11 protein-coding genes are annotated in these 15,692 nt (G+C 43.3%); 8 read left to right on the forward strand and 3 right to left on the reverse strand.

The genetic code is table 11. From position 1 onward, the window contains the following. The first annotated feature begins 213 nt into the window (after positions 1–213). The 5 genes from zapE (at position 214) to sspB (ending at position 3,948) form a co-directional block, all read left to right on the forward strand. Entirely contained in the window at positions 214–1,356 is a 1,143-nt protein-coding gene (zapE, locus tag Xbud_RS11325; protein WP_099136166.1) for a cell division protein ZapE, read from the forward strand. A gap of 271 nt (positions 1,357–1,627) precedes the next feature. Next, complete coding sequence (rplM, locus tag Xbud_RS11330) at positions 1,628–2,056, forward strand: 50S ribosomal protein L13 (RefSeq protein ID WP_099136167.1); 429 nt, start codon at positions 1,628–1,630, stop codon at positions 2,054–2,056. A gap of 15 nt (positions 2,057–2,071) precedes the next feature. Beyond that, entirely contained in the window at positions 2,072–2,464 is a 393-nt protein-coding gene (rpsI, locus tag Xbud_RS11335) for a 30S ribosomal protein S9 (protein ID WP_099136168.1), read from the forward strand. A 356-nt stretch (positions 2,465–2,820) separates the two neighbouring features. Then, positions 2,821–3,462: a stringent starvation protein SspA gene (gene sspA / locus Xbud_RS11340; protein ID WP_099136169.1), complete on the forward strand. Its 642-nt coding sequence runs from the start codon at positions 2,821–2,823 to the stop codon at positions 3,460–3,462. Positions 3,463–3,465: 3 nt separating this feature from the next. Beyond that, the gene (gene sspB / locus Xbud_RS11345; protein ID WP_099136170.1) at positions 3,466–3,948 is read left to right on the forward strand and encodes a ClpXP protease specificity-enhancing factor; all 483 of its coding nucleotides are present in this window, start codon (positions 3,466–3,468) and stop codon (positions 3,946–3,948) included. 91 nt (positions 3,949–4,039) lie between these two features. Here sspB and Xbud_RS11350 read toward each other — a convergent pair whose 3' ends face one another. From Xbud_RS11350 to gltB, 3 genes are all read right to left on the reverse strand, one after another. Further along, positions 4,040–4,549, reverse strand: a complete 510-nt coding sequence (locus tag Xbud_RS11350; RefSeq protein WP_169923059.1) for a hypothetical protein — start codon at positions 4,547–4,549, stop codon at positions 4,040–4,042. Positions 4,550–5,093: 544 nt separating this feature from the next. Beyond that, positions 5,094–6,512, reverse strand: a complete 1,419-nt coding sequence (locus tag Xbud_RS11355; protein ID WP_099136171.1) for an FAD-dependent oxidoreductase — start codon at positions 6,510–6,512, stop codon at positions 5,094–5,096. A 9-nt stretch (positions 6,513–6,521) separates the two neighbouring features. After that, positions 6,522–10,979, reverse strand: coding sequence for a glutamate synthase large subunit (gltB, locus tag Xbud_RS11360; protein WP_099136172.1), 4,458 nt, complete (start codon positions 10,977–10,979; stop codon positions 6,522–6,524). Positions 10,980–11,706: 727 nt separating this feature from the next. Here gltB and arcB point away from each other — a divergent pair. From arcB to mtgA, 3 genes are all read left to right on the forward strand, one after another. Further along, positions 11,707–14,013: an aerobic respiration two-component sensor histidine kinase ArcB gene (gene arcB / locus Xbud_RS11365; protein ID WP_422645746.1), complete on the forward strand. Its 2,307-nt coding sequence runs from the start codon at positions 11,707–11,709 to the stop codon at positions 14,011–14,013. A gap of 236 nt (positions 14,014–14,249) precedes the next feature. After that, entirely contained in the window at positions 14,250–14,903 is a 654-nt protein-coding gene (elbB, locus tag Xbud_RS11370; RefSeq protein ID WP_099136174.1) for an isoprenoid biosynthesis glyoxalase ElbB, read from the forward strand. Between the two features lie 5 nt (positions 14,904–14,908). Continuing rightward, on the forward strand, positions 14,909–15,628 hold the full coding sequence (gene mtgA, locus Xbud_RS11375) for a monofunctional biosynthetic peptidoglycan transglycosylase (protein ID WP_099136175.1): 720 nt from the start codon (positions 14,909–14,911) through the stop codon (positions 15,626–15,628). The last annotated feature ends 64 nt before the right edge of the window (positions 15,629–15,692 follow it).

A 15,692-nucleotide genomic window follows, 5' to 3' on the forward strand; every position in this document is an offset into this window, starting at 1 on the left:
CACACGTTGGGTATTTTTGCCAATTTTAAACAAGGTAAAAGTCAACGCGACTGGCTTCAACAAGCCAACGTTATAGGATGTTAAAGTCGAGCATCGCGTTAATTTATATATCACCTGAGATGTTAATTTTATACGAATTTGTCATGATAGGTTGTGAGTTATACCCAAGGTATGTAGACCGGGAATAAAAAATTTTTAAGGATTGCCACGTTAATGTCACCGATTACACCTTCGTCTCTTTACCAAACTGCGCTGTCTGATGGTCAGTATCAACCTGATGAAGTGCAACACAATACAGTTGTCCGCCTGGATATGATCTATCATGATCTTGTGCAGTTTTCTGCCAGTAATACCTTACATTCAGGTGGCGTGAAAGCAAACGGATTGAAGGGTCTATTGAGTAAATTATTGAAGCGTTCATCAACAGAACAGATTCGTCCGGTTCAGGGGCTTTATATGTGGGGAGGCGTGGGACGAGGGAAAACATGGTTGATGGATATGTTTTTCCAGAGCTTACCTACTGAACGGAAATTACGCCTTCATTTCCACCGTTTTATGCTGCGAGTACATGAAGAATTAACTGAACTACAGGGGCACGAAAACCCTCTGGAAGTTGTGGCGGATGGTTTCAAAACACAAACGGATGTACTCTGCTTTGATGAATTTTTTGTTTCTGACATTACGGATGCCATGATCCTCGGCACATTGTTAGAAGCTCTGTTCAGGCGGGGAATTGCACTGGTGGCAACATCAAATATCCCACCAGATGAACTGTATCGGAACGGGTTACAACGCGCGCGTTTCCTGCCAGCGATTGAACAAATCAAAAAATATTGTGACGTGATGAATGTGGATGCCGGAATTGATTATCGATTGCGGACGCTCACTCAGGCACATCTTTATTTGACGCCACTGTCGGAAAGTACTCACCAGGAGATGCATCAGGTTTTCCTGCGTCTGGCCGGTCGGGAAGGTGAGCCAGCTCCGATGCTGGAGATTAACCATCGTAAGATGCCTGCGATTAACAGTGTTGATGGTGTGTTGGCAATCAATTTCAAGACGTTGTGTGAGGATCCCCGGAGTCAGTTGGACTATATTGCTTTGTCTAAAATCTACCACTCTGTTTTGCTGCACGACGTACCGGTGATGACGGTGTTGAATGAGAGTGCTGCGCGGCGTTTCATTGCATTGGTCGATGAATTCTATGAACGTCACGTGAAATTGATCATCAATGCTGAAGCGCCAATGGAAGAGATTTATCAGGGAGAATTACTCCGTTTTGAGTTCCAGCGTTGCCTGTCCCGTTTACAGGAAATGCAGAGTGAGGAATATTTGCAGCGCCCGCACCTGCCTTGATATTCGGTGAAATTATAGAGAGATTTCGCCCGGATTACTGTTATCTGGTGGGATAATTATTGAATTTGGGGTCGATTTTTTATAGCGACTTCTCTATAATCTCGCGACCCCACGTTACAGCAGGATTTTTTATTTCCCGAAAAACTTGCATTAGTGCCGGCATAGGCTATTCGAAGGGGTAGGTTTGCTGGACATGAGTCGTGTGAACCTCAAAAAAGTTTCTGAACCTCGAGCGTTCACCAACATGTAACTTATAATTGGGTAAGCTTTAATGAAAACTTTTACAGCTAAACCAGAAACCGTAAAACACGACTGGTATGTTGTTGACGCAGACGGCAAAACTCTGGGCCGTCTTGCAACTGAAATAGCTCGTCGCCTGCGCGGCAAGCACAAAGCGGAATACACTCCGCACGTTGATACTGGTGATTACATCATTATTGTTAACGCAGAGAAAGTTGCTGTAACTGGCAACAAACGTGCTGACAAAATCTATTATCACCACACTGGCCACATCGGTGGTATCAAGCAAGCGACCTTTGAAGAGATGATTGCCCGCCGTCCTGAGCGTGTCATTGAAATCGCGGTTAAAGGCATGCTGCCAAAAGGGCCACTGGGTCGTGCAATGTACCGTAAACTGAAAGTTTACGCGGGCAGTGAGCACAACCACGCGGCACAGCAACCACAAGTTCTGGACATTTAATCGGGATTATAGGCAATGGCTGAAAATCAATACTACGGCACTGGTCGCCGCAAAAGCTCTTCCGCTCGTGTCTTCATTAAGCCAGGTAGCGGTAACATCGTAATCAACCAACGCAGCCTCGAAGTTTACTTCGGTCGTGAAACTGCGCGCATGGTTGTTCGTCAGCCACTTGAGCTGGCTGACATGTTGGACAAACTGGATCTGTACATCACTGTTAAAGGTGGTGGTATCTCTGGTCAGGCAGGCGCAATCCGTCACGGTATCACCCGTGCACTGATGGCTTATGACGAGACTCTGCGTTCTGATCTTCGCAAAGCTGGCTTCGTTACTCGCGATGCTCGTGAGGTTGAACGTAAGAAAGTGGGTCTGCGTAAAGCACGTCGTCGTCCACAGTTCTCCAAGCGTTAATTTTTTGCCACAATGGTGGCATTGGATTAATGTTGAACCCCGCCATAAAAATGGCGGGGTTTTTTTCTTCGGGTTTTCTTACCTTTGTGAATACTCTTTTTTTTCCAGAAAAAAAGCATATTGCAGAGATAAATCTCTGAACTCCGATATATCATCATTAATTCTTATTCTACTTCCCCACAAAATGTTCAAAATCTGGTAGACTAGTGACAATTTTTTGCCTTATCCATGCGTTTGCCTGACTTGTCTATAATCCTCAGATAATAAGCGCGAAGCCGGATGAGAATATGAGCGAGAATAGCCATTGTTCATTGAAGGGCTGTTCGTTCCTTTTTTAGATAAACTTGGAGGTTTTCATGGCTGTCGCTGCCAACAAACGTTCGGTAATGACTCTCTTTTCCGGCCCGACCGACATTTTTAGCCATCAAGTGCGCATTGTACTGGCGGAAAAAGGGGTCAGCGTTGAAATAGAACACGTTGAAGCAGGCAATTTGCCGCAGGATCTTATTGATCTGAACCCGTATCAGACGGTTCCTACCCTCGTTGATCGTGAGCTGACTCTTTATGATTCTCGCATCATAATGGAATATTTGGATGAGCGTTTCCCGCATCCGCCGCTCATGCCTGTATACCCTGTTGCACGTGGCTCCAGCCGTTTGATGATGCACAGAATTGAAAAGGATTGGTATTCCCTGATGTATAAAATTCAGGAAGGGAATATACAGGAAGCCAATGCTGCACGGAAACAGCTTGCTGAAGAGTTGCTGGCAATAGCACCTATTTTCAGAGAGATGTCTTTCTTCATGAGCGATGAATTCAGTCTGGTAGATTGTTATCTCTCTCCTCTGTTGTGGCGGTTACCTGTACTGGGTGTTGAGTTGTCTGACCCGGGAGCCAAAGATCTTCAAGTCTATATGCAACGTGTATTTGAACGTGATGCGTTTCTGGCTTCATTGACAGAAGCGGAGCGTGAAATACGTTTACAGTCACGGAGTTAATGTATGGGTATGACTCAAATATCTCCCCGCCGCCCTTATTTACTGCGGGCACACTATGAGTGGCTGCTGGATAATGACTTGACTCCGCATATCGTTGTGGATGTTACTCAATATGGAGTAAGCGTTCCGATAGAATATGCGCAGAACGGGCAGATCATCCTGAATATTTCCCCACGGGCGGTTGGTAATTTGGAATTAGCCAATGACGAAGTTCGCTTCAATGCTCGTTTTGGTGGGGTAGCACGTCAGGTTTCTGTTCCTATGTCTGCTGTGATCGCGGTTTATGCCCGTGAAAATGGGGCCGGAATGATGTTTGAGCCAGAAGTAGCCTATGAAGCGGGGTCTGGGCAGGAAGATTCCGATTCTCCGGTAGCTGATAATCTGGTGCTGATTCGTGACACGAAAACACCGCGTGATGATAATTCTCCGGATGATGAACCACCTCAACCACCAAAAGGCCGCCCGACATTACGTGTGGTAAAATAGGCACATAAACCATGCAGTACCAATAAACCGATAAAATAAAGGAGATATTTATCTCCTTTATTTTATCGGTTTATTGGTTATTGGTATTGTATTACAAATATTCAGTGTAAGATTGGTTCAGCTCCCACTGACATATCTCTATATTTTCTTTATCCTTTCTGCTTGCTGATTTTTTGGCTGCGTTTAAACTTTTAGCTACATTTCGAACAAATTGCTCTTTATTTTCCAAACCTATTAATATTGGTGGAATATTACAGATATCACTTGATAAGGAAGGTTTGCGTTTGTTTGCCAGCGTTAGAACTTCAACAGGATTATTAATCAGGGCAAAAGATAAGGAATTAAAAATCTGTTTGGAAAAATCTTGATGTATGTTGGGAGTTAATTCAAAAGCTATTTTTACCCATTCAGGATTTCCGGTCGTAATATAATGGGCGATTTCATTCCTTTTACCTTGTTCACCTATTTCAGCAACGATGGAATTCACTCCCCTCTCTTTTACTTGCTGTCTGATTTCTGTAGGGGTGGATAAACCAGCGACCGAAGGGGAGCTAATCAAGAATATGAAAGAGAGTAAAGATATTTTAGTTAGTAAACGCATTTAGTTCTCGGGGTTACTATTATGTAATTAATTTTAAATTGTTTATTATTTAATTAGTTTACTTGAAAGAGCGGGCTTCAAATCTGTAATTTACGTATAAATCATCATCTTATTTCATTAATCCCTCATATCTTCTTTATATCCTGGAATCTTTCTTTAAAAAGCAATCAAACCTATTTTTAAGATTAGCCAAGATATTAAATTCAAATATTTACTTTTGGGATATAAGAATAGTCGCATAACTCAAAAAAATACAATAATCATGGTAGTAAAAGGAAAACTACCACTACCTCCATAGGAGATGGTGGTTTAAGATCCCAATTTTCTGTGCACACAAAAAATGTACCAGATGAATCAAAAAAGATCAATAAATTGATCGGTAATAACGATCAATTTAGTATATATTGATAGAATTCATCAATCAAATGCAAATAATCACTAAGTCCAACAAGAGATAGTTTTAGAATGACAATAAAAGAGAAGTGAGAGTCTATTTTGTAAGATTTTCTCCGATCAAAAGACCGGAGAAAAACTCAGGATAAAATTAAACCTCAAGGTAATCAAGAATACCGGCGGCGGCTCTTCTGCCTTCAGCAATGGCGGTGACTACTAAATCAGAACCTCTGACAGCATCTCCACCAGCAAAGATTTTAGGGTTACTGGTTTGGAAAGGGAAATCACTGGATTCGGGAGCGATAATGCGCCCTTGTTGATCAAGATTGACCTGATACTTATCCAGCCATTGCATAGTGTGTGGTTTGAAACCAAACGCCATAATCACAGCATCGGCTTCAATGATAAACTCTGAATCTGGAATGATTTCAGCCTGGCGACGGCCTTTTTCATCCATTTCACTTAATTGTGTTTTAGCTACTCTGACACCTCGAACATGACCTCTATCATTGACTTCAATGTTGACTGGTTGGAGGTTGAATTGGAATTCAGCACCTTCTTCCCGGGCATTTTTCACTTCACGGCGAGAACCCGGCATGTTGTCTTCATCTCGCCGATAGGCACAGACCACATTGGTTGCACCCTGACGAATAGAAGTACGTACGCAGTCCATTGCCGTGTCACCACCACCCAGAACCAGAACTCGTTTACCTTTCATATCAATATAGGGCTGTTCCGGTAATTCTTCATAGCCCATTAAATGACGGGTATTGGCAATTAAAAAAGGCAGAGCATCATATACCCCGTCGGCATTTTCATTTTCCAGGCCACCATGTATGGACTGATAAGTTCCAACACCCAAAAAGACGGCATCAAATTGCTTTGTGAGTTCAGCAAGTGTGACATCTTTCCCTATCTCTGTATTCAGACAGAATTCGATACCCATTTCGGTAAAAATTTCTCTGCGCCGGATCATGACTTCTTTTTCCAGTTTGAATGCAGGAATACCAAATGTGAGTAATCCGCCGATTTCAGGATGTCGATCGTAAACGATAACCTGTACTCCATTGCGTGTCAGAACATCGGCACAGGCCAATCCAGCAGGGCCTGCTCCAATGACAGCGACTCGTTTGTCTGTCGTATTCACGTGTGACATATCGGGTTTCCAACCCATCGCAATAGCAGTATCGTTAATATAACGCTCAATATTACCGATAGTGACGGCACCAAAGTCGTCATTCAGTGTACAGGCACCTTCACACAGACGATCCTGCGGACAAACCCGTCCACAAACTTCCGGCAGGCTATTTGTTTGATGGGATAGCTCTGCTGCTTCAATAATGCGGCCTTCATTGGCTAATTTTAGCCAGTTCGGGATATAGTTGTGCACCGGGCACTTCCACTCACAATACGGATTTCCGCATGCGAGGCAGCGATCTGCCTGCGCTTGTGCCTGAATTTCAGAAAAAGGCTCATAAATTTCCACAAATTCTATTTTGCGGATTTTCAGTGCTTTTTTTGGGGGATCGACACGCTGTAGGTCGATAAATTGATAAACATTTTGACTCATTTTTAACTCCTACTGCGCCTGAACCCGTAATTCTGCGGAGGAGCGGCTGCGGTGCCCCAGTAGTGCACTGACATCACTGGACTTAGGTTTAACCAGTGCGAATTTATTGACCCATAGTGACCAGTTTTCCAGAATACTTTCACCGTGCTGGGAGCCGGTCAGGCGAACGTGTTCGGTGATTAATCCGCGCAGATGCTCTTTATGAATAGAGAGGGTATCAATTAAGAGAACTTCGACTAATTCAGAGTTAACCCGTTTGCGGAAATCATCATATTCATCAAGAACATACGCGAATCCCCCTGTCATACCTGCACCAAAGTTGACTCCTGTGTTACCCAGAACACAGACTATTCCACCAGTCATATATTCACAGCCATTATCTCCGATACCCTCAACCACGGTGATGGCACCTGAATTTCTTACTGCAAAGCGTTCACCTGCACATCCGGCGGCAAACAGTTTTCCGCCAGTTGCACCATAAAGGCAGGTATTGCCAATAATCGTTGCTTCGTGACTTTTGAATGCAGAGCCAACCGGAGGCAAAATAACAATCTGTCCGCCTGCCATGCCCTTACCGACGTAATCATTGGCATCACCGGTTAATGTCAATTCAACTCCGCCTGCATTCCAGACCCCAAAACTTTGTCCGGCTGTTCCTGTAAAATGTAATTTTATTGGGTTACCCGCCAGCCCCTGATCACCATGTATTGCGGCAATTGCGCCAGACAGTGATGCGCCGACAGAGCGGTCAGTATTCTGGATATCAAAGTAGAATTTTTTACTCTGCGCATTTTTTACAAAAGGCAGGGCCTGATTGATAATAGCTTTATTGAGCACACCCTGATCAAAGGAAGGGTTATCTTCAGTGCAATGCTGGGCTTTGCCTTCGTGGGGCTGTGCTGTTTCCAGTAAAGGTTTAAGATTGAGTTTGCTTTGTTTGGCCGAGATACCTTCCAGTATTTTAAGCAAATCTGTGCGGCCAATCAAATCTGTTAATTTGCGTACACCCAGTTGAGCCAGAATTTCTCGTGTTTCCTGTGCGATAAAGCGGAAATAATTAATTACTCGTTCAGGCAGTCCGTGATAATGAAACTGACGCAATTTCTCGTCTTGTGTTGCTACTCCGGTTGCACAGTTATTGAGATGACAAATTCTCAGGTACTTACAGCCAAGTGCAACCATTGGCCCCGTACCAAAACCAAAACTTTCCGCACCTAAAATAGCGGCTTTGATAATGTCTACACCTGTTTTTAACCCACCGTCAACCTGAAGACGGATTTTATGGCGCAGGCCATTAGCGACCAGCGCTTGCTGGGTTTCTACCAAGCCGAGTTCCCACGGGCAACCGGCATATTTCACAGAGGACAGAGGACTTGCTCCTGTTCCTCCGTCATAGCCGGCGATGGTAATTAAATCGGCATAGGCTTTTGCTACTCCGGTAGCGATGGTTCCTACACCCGGTTCTGAAACCAATTTCACAGAAATCAGGGCGTTAGGATTGACCTGTTTCAGATCAAAAATTAACTGGGCCAAATCTTCGATAGAATAAATATCGTGATGCGGTGGTGGCGAAATCAGAGTCACTCCGGGAATCGAATAACGCAGTCTGGCGATATAAGGTGTCACCTTATCTCCCGGTAATTGTCCGCCTTCACCGGGTTTTGCTCCCTGGGCAACTTTGATTTGAATGACATCGGCACTGATTAAATAAGCGGGAGTGACGCCAAAACGCCCGGAGGCAACTTGCTTAATTCGGGAAACTTTTTTCGTACCATAGCGAGCGGGATCTTCTCCACCTTCGCCGGAATTGGAGAAACCACCCAGTGTATTCATTGCTTCAGCCAGTGCTTCATGTGCTTCGGGGCTTAGCGCACCAATTGACATCGCTGCGGTGTCAAAACGTTTGAACAGCGCTTCGGCGGGTTCGACTTCTTCAATGGAAATCGGCTCTCCTTTTGGAGATATTGCCAGCAGGTCGCGTAGTGTTGTGATAGGACGGCCGTTGACCAATTGTGAGTACTTCTGGTAATCATTGTACTTGCCGCTATGTACTGCTGCTTGTAAGGTACTCACGACTTCAGGGTTATAAGCGTGATACTCCCCATTGTGGACATATTTCAATAATCCACCCTGATCGATCGTATGGCGGTGTAGCCACGCCCGTCTGGAAAGGTTACGCAAATCTTGTTCGAAATCGTTGAAATCAGCCCCTTCAATCCGGCTGACAACCCCATTGAAGCAGAGATCTGTTATTTCAGAATGTAAACCGACGGCCTCAAACAACTTAGAACAGCGATAGGACGAAATCGTGGAGATGCCCATTTTGGACATAATTTTATATAACCCTTTATTAATGCCATTACGATAATTCAGCATTACACGGGCATATGGGGTATTGATTGTGCCATCATCGATCATTTTGCCCAATGATTCATACGCCAAATAAGGGTAAACAGCGGTAGCACCAAAGCCGAGCAATACCGCGAAATGGTGTGGATCGCGGGCACTGGCGGTTTCGACTATCAGGTTGGCATCACAACGCAAACTTTTTTCCACCAAACAGTGCTGGATAGCACCAACTGCCATTGGGGCAGGGATCGGTAATCTTTCCGGAGAAATATTACGATCGGACAAGACCAATAATACTGCACCATTACGGACACGTTTTTCTGCTTGTTCGCACAGGGTTGAAACTGCGGTTTTGAGATTAGTTTCTTGTGGGTTAAACGTTAAATCCAATGTTTCTGCACGATAGTAGGAGCCTTGCTGTGTTGTCAGTTGCACAAAATCGGGATAGAGCAGTACCGGGGATTCGAAACTCAGGCGGTGGGCCTGTCCTTCCGCTTCACAAAAGACATTCATCTCCCGGCCTATGCGGGTGGACAGTGACATAACATGTGCTTCACGCAGCGGATCGATGGGAGGATTGGTAACTTGAGCAAATTGCTGGCGGAAATAGTCGTAGATTATGCGTGGGCGGCTGGAAAGTACGGCAAATGGTGTATCATCCCCCATTGAACCTGTTGCCTCCTGACCATTCTCGCCGAGTACGCGGATAATTTGATCCAGCTCTTCATTACTGTAGGCAAACTGTTTGTGATAGGTTACCAGCATGCGATCGCCAAAATCCCGTGTGCCGACTTGTTCTTCTGGTAATTTTTCAAATGGAATCAGGTGATTGACATTCTTTTCCAGCCACTCTTTATAAGGATGGCGGCTTTTCAAATCGTTATCGGTTTCGGCAGAATGAAGAATTCGGCCTTTCCGGGTATCGATTACCATTAATTCACCGGGGCCGATACGCCCTTTTTCTACGACTTCATCGGGTTGGTACTCCCAGATCCCCACTTCTGAAGCACAGGTGATTAATTTATCCTTCGTAATGACATAACGTGCCGGACGTAAGCCGTTGCGGTCGAGATTACAGGCTGCATAGCGCCCGTCAGAAATAACGATACCAGCCGGCCCATCCCACGGCTCCATATGCATGGAATTGAAATCGAAGAAAGCACGCAGATCGTCATCCATATCCGGGTTATTCTGCCAGGCGGGGGGAACCAGTAAGCGCATTGCACGGATCAAATCCATACCGCCATTGAGAAACAGTTCCAGCATATTATCCAGTGAACTGGAGTCTGAACCCGTTTCGTTGACAAAAGGAGCCGCGGTTTGTAAGTCAGGGATCAAAGGCGTACGGAATTTATAGGCTCTCGCTTTGGCCCACTCGCGGTTTCCAGTGATCGTATTGATTTCACCATTATGAGCCAGATAACGAAACGGCTGTGCTAATGGCCAGCGAGGGATGGTATTAGTTGAAAACCGCTGATGGAACAGGCAGATCGCTGATTCCATACGTAGATCTGCCAAATCCGAGTAGAATCGAGGTAGATCCGCTGCCATACACAGCCCTTTGTAAATCGTGACTAGATTGGAGAGGCTGCAAATATAAAAATCATCATCGGTAATGCGTTTCTCTATACGGCGACGGGCAATGAATAGCCGACGTTCCAAATCCTGTGATCGCCATCCGGCAGGCGCATTAACAAAAATTTGTTCAATGCGGGGGAGGCTTGACAGTGCGATGTTACCTAAAATATCGCGATTGATAGGGACTTCTCGCCATCCGGCAATGGACAGCGTTTCATTTTCTAATTCTTGTTCGATAATATCGCGGCATGATTGGGCTATCTGGCTATCCTGGCTTAAAAACAGCATACCGACAGCGTAGTTCTTTGCCAGTCTCCATGATTGTTCATTGGCAATCATCTGGAAAAACCGATCAGGTTTTTGCATTAGTAAGCCACAGCCGTCACCAGTTTTTCCATCTGCCAGAATTGCTCCCCGATGTTGCATTCTGGCAAGTGCATGTATTGCTGTGCGCACAACCTTGTGGCTTGGCTCCCCTTCAATATGTGCGATTAATCCAAAGCCACAGTTATCTTTTTCCTGTAATTTGTCATACAACATGGTAAAGCTCCCAAGTTTTGTCCGACTCTTACATCACTCACTAGATGATATAGATTATTATTGCTACAGACGTCTGAATTGCGTCCTCAGTCAAATACCATTTGGTTTTATTGGTAATAACTATTTATCAGTCATAACCGTTAATAAAAACAGCAGAGCGAAATGATATTTTGTTTCTGTATAAGGTCACTGCATAAATATGAGTTGGAGAAAGAACCAACAGATAATTTTCAGTGAATTTCCAACTTAGCGAGAAAAATAAAACAGGTCAAATAATGTTAGATCGTGTTTTATGTAATTGAAAAACACATATCCGTATGAATTAAAATAAAAATATTGTTATTGCCTTATTATGTGACTCAGATCATGACTTGGAAATGATGTGAGTTATATCACTAATTTATCCATAATATGTGTTTTAAATATGCTTATAAAATGACTTTTTTTAGAATATTAGTCTTTGTTTATGAATTTTATTGGCATGTAATCGTATATTTTGTGTTCGTTAAGAGTAAATGATTGATTGATTTTTGTTCTTTTATAAGTAACTAAAATCAGGATTGATTTATTATTCTATTTTTTTGATTTTTTATTCTTTTAAGGGATTAAGGACAATATCCCTTAACGAAGTTGGGCTTTATTTAAGTTATGATTCAATCTGGTGATTTTACTTGGAGTTGTTATGAATCTGATCAGGGGGCTTGCCCAATATTACGTTGATTTAATGATGAAACTGGGATTAGTACGCTTTTCGTTACTACTGGCATCTGTTCTGGTGATCCTGGCAATGGCGATGCAAATGGCAGTGACATTCGTCTTGCATGGGGAAGTACAACGTATCGATTTAATCCGTTCCATCTTTTTTGGTTTATTAATTACACCGTGGGCGGTTTATTTTCTCTCTATTGTCGTGGAGCAACTTGAAGAGTCCCGTCAACGTTTATCCAGTTTGGTGGCAAAGCTGGAGGAAATGCGTCAGCGTGATGCAATATTGAATCAGCAGTTAAAAGACAATATTACTCAATTAAATCAAGAAATCAGTGAAAGGGAAAAAGCAGAACAAGCTCATCTGGTGTTGCTGGACAAATTGAAATTAGAAATGGAGCACCGTGAAAAAACACAGATTGAACTTGAACAGCAATCGGTTTTGTTGCGTTCATTCCTTGATGCTTCACCTGATCTGGTTTATTACCGCAATGAAGATAATGAATTTTCTGGCTGTAACCGTGCGATGGAACTGCTGACAGGCAAAAGCGAAAAACAACTGATTGGTCTGACTCCGATAGAAGTTTACGATAAAGAGATCGCCAGTAAAGTGATGGAAACGGATGAAAAAGTCTTTCGTCATAACGTCTCGCTGACTTATGAACAATGGCTGGTTTATCCTGATGGGCGTAAGGCCTGTTTTGAGCTGAGAAAAGTTCCTTTTTATGACCGTATCGGTAAACGTCATGGTCTGATGGGATTCGGACGCGATATAACGGAGCGTAAACGCTATCAGGACGCGTTGGAGAATGCCAGCAGGGATAAGACTACCTTTATCTCTACGATTAGCCATGAGCTTCGTACGCCTTTAAATGGCATTGTCGGCTTAAGCCGTATCCTGATGGATACTACTCTGACATCAGAACAATGTAACTATCTGAAAACAATCCACGTCAGCGCAATCACTCTGGGTAATATCTTCAATGATATTATTGAGTTAGATAAAATTGAGCGCCGTAAGATCCAACTTGACACTCAGCCGATTGATTTTACTGGTTTTATGGCTGACTTAGAAAATTTGTCTGGATTGCTGGCACAACCGAAAGGAATTCGGTTTGTTTTAGAGCCAGAATTGCCATTACCCGCCAAAGTATTAGCTGATGGTACTCGCCTGCGTCAAATTCTGTGGAATTTAATTGGTAATGCCGTGAAGTTTAGCCAAAAAGGTGAAATCAGAGTGCGTATCTGGTGTGAAAAAGAAGATCGTCTGCTGTTTGAAGTCACTGATTCCGGTATTGGTATCCCTTCTGATGAATTAGAAAAAATCTTCGCTATGTATTATCAGGTGAGAGACAGTGCTGGTGGATGTCCGGCAACAGGAACAGGGATCGGTCTCGCTGTATCCAAACGGCTTGCACAAGCTATGGGAGGTGATATTACGGTTAAGAGTACAGTAGGGGAGGGATCATGTTTTACCTTGTCTGTGATTGCCCCTGCGATTGATGAAAACGCTGTAGGAGGGGAAGAAGAAGATTCACTGCCATTACCTGCACTGAATATCCTGTTGGTTGAGGATATTGAGCTGAATGTCATTGTTGCCCGTTCTGTTCTGGAGAAACTCGGTAATAGTGTAGATGTCGCTATGAATGGTCGTGATGCTCTGAATATGTTTGATCCTGATGAGTATGACTTGGTGCTGCTTGATATCCAATTACCGGATATGACTGGATTGGATATTGCTCGTAAATTGCATAAACGTTACCAGAATCACACTCTCCCTCCACTTATCGCTCTGACTGCCAATGTTTTGAAAGGCAAAAAAGAATATCTTGAGGCAGGCATGGATGAAGTTCTCAATAAGCCTCTTTCTGTTAAGGAATTGACTACCGTAATGGAAAAATTCTGGGGTAAGCAGGCTGAATCTGAACCGCTGTTACCGGAGACAATTACCTTGAAAAAGGGTGAAGAATTCCTTGATGAACTACTTGATATAGAGATGCTCAATCAGTATATCGACTTGGTCGGTTCGAAGATGATAGCTGATAATTTGACCATCTTTGAAAATATGATGCCAAACTACCTTGCCTTACTGGAATCGAATATGACAGCAAGGGATCAAAAAGGAATTACGGAAGAGGCTCATAAAATCAAGGGTGCTGCCAGTTCTGTTGGATTACGTCATTTACAACAATTAGCACAGCAGATCCAATCACCAGATTTACCAGCGTGGTGGGATAATGTGCAGGAGTGGGTAGATGAGCTGAGTCAGGAATGGAAAAGTGATACGGAAACATTGAGAAACTGGTTGGCAAACGCTACAAAAAAATAACCCCAACCGAAGTTGGGGTGCGCGAATACTGCGCCAACACCAGGGAAACTTGTTTGCCCGCTTATCTAAGATTTATTTTAGGCGCGAGCAATTAAAGAATTCTTCCACACAGAATACAAGTACCAACATAGCAAAGATAAGATTTTTTGTTACAAGATTCATTAAAATCTGTGATGAAGATTGGTGTTTAACCCTCTAAGGGGTTAAGCATTAATCTACTACAAATGGAGAGAAATATGAAATCTGTTGCAGTTATATTAAGTGGATGTGGGGTCTATGACGGTAGTGAAATCCACGAATCAGTTTTAACTATGCTCTCTTTGAGCCGTTTGGGCGCTAAAGTGTCTTTTTTTTCGCCTGATGAGTCACAACATCATGTAATTAATCACCTTAATGGAGAGGAGAAACAAGAAATACGTCACATAATGGAAGAATCAGCCCGTATAACAAGAGGTAATATTCAACCATTATCTGAGGTTGATGTTAATACTTTGGATGCACTGATTGTTCCCGGTGGTTTTGGCGCAGCTAAAAATTTATGTAATTTCGCATTTAAAGGATCTGATTGTGAAATAAATAAAGAGTTTTTAAGTGTTGTGCAAAATATGCACCAAAAAGGCAAGCCAATGGGTTTTATGTGCATTGCCCCTGTTATGGTTCCCAAAATATTAGGTAAACCGATAAAAGTCACTGTGGGTAATGATCCCGAAACGGTAGCACAGATAGAAAAAATGGGAGGGGTTCATATAGCGTGTCCGGTTGATGGCATTGTTATTGATTTTGAAAATAAAATTGTAACAACGCCAGCTTATATGCTTGCTCAATCTTTATCTGAGGCTGAAATTGGGATAGACAAATTGGTCAGAAAAATATTGGAAATGATTGAGTAATTAGGATGAGAAATCCTTTTTCAAAATTATGGCACTGGTTGAAAAAAATTGTGGGCATGATCACTCTTTTGTGGTTTGTTGCTGTAATCACATTTTCATTTCTGCCGGTGCCGTTTTCTATGGTGATGTTGGAGAAACAAATCAGTGCGTTAATGTCAATTAATTTATCTTATGTTTCTCGCTCTACCTGGGTAGATCAAGATCAAATTTCACCTTATATGGCATTAGCCGTGATTGCTGCCGAGGATCAACGGTTTCCGGAACACTGGGGGTTTGATTTTCCAGCGATAGCAATGGCAGTGGAACATAACAAAAAGTATCGGAAGCGAATACGTGGTGCTTCCACCATAACTCAGCAAACAGCTAAAAACCTCTTTCTGTGGGAAGGGCGTAGTTGGGTGAGGAAAGGGCTGGAGACGGGAATGACGGTTGTGCTGGAGCTACTGTGGTCGAAGAAACGCATTTTAACAGTCTATCTCAATATTGCTGAATTTGGTGATGGTATTTTTGGTGTGGAAGAAGCTACTCAACATTATTTCGGCAAACCGGCCAGTCGATTGACAGCCTCCGAGGCCGCTCTTTTGGCAGCAGTGTTACCTAATCCTCTTCGCTATAGGGTTGATGTGCCTTCTACTTATGTGTTGCAGCGTCAGCGATGGGTCTTACGGCAAATGCAGTTATTAGGGGGACAGAGTTATTTAAGAACAAATAAATTGAGTAAATAATTTGAAATGCAGTGCTCAGGAAACAGTAGAAAAACCCAAACAAAGCAGCACTTTTTGGTGCTGC

Origin of the sequence: Xenorhabdus budapestensis (assembly GCF_002632465.1) — a bacterium.
Classification (GTDB): domain Bacteria; phylum Pseudomonadota; class Gammaproteobacteria; order Enterobacterales; family Enterobacteriaceae; genus Xenorhabdus; species Xenorhabdus budapestensis.